The organism is Shewanella electrica, from assembly GCF_022321485.1.
Taxonomy (GTDB): domain Bacteria; phylum Pseudomonadota; class Gammaproteobacteria; order Enterobacterales; family Shewanellaceae; genus Shewanella; species Shewanella electrica.
Genome location: NZ_JAKOGG010000069.1, coordinates 1 through 413 on the forward strand (window position 1 = coordinate 1; position 413 = coordinate 413).

At 51.8% G+C, this 413-nt stretch carries 1 pseudogene; it reads right to left on the reverse strand.

The features are described 5' to 3' along the window. A pseudogene (locus L9G74_RS23860) lies at positions 1 to 413 on the reverse strand (5-methyltetrahydropteroyltriglutamate--homocysteine S-methyltransferase); the annotation flags it as partial.

The window sequence follows — 413 nt, forward strand, 5'->3', positions numbered from 1 at the left end:
CTGGATCTTAACAACCTTGCTGATTTCCTCCTTGATGGCACTGACGTACTCATCCTCAGAGATCTTTTTAGCCTTGTACTCACGGCGGACTCTCCTGAGCTCCACAGTCTGTGGGAATGAACCAATTGTGGTTGTAGGAAGGACTGGAAGGTTGAGCTTCTTCTGCTGTGCGTCCAACCTAGCGCTAACATTGGTAGCACGGCGGTGGTCAGACCCCCTCAGAGCAGCAGCAGCCTTTTGGACTTCCTCGTTTGTCACACGAGGTGATGACCTCCTGGAGGCCTGAGCAGCAGTGTTTGCTGCAAAGTAAGCCTCATCCTTCTGTCCAGCCAATGCCTTAGCAAGGGCATTCACCTCAACCACTTTTTGGGCAGCAAAAGCAAGCCATGACTTAATCTCGCTATCGAGCTTGG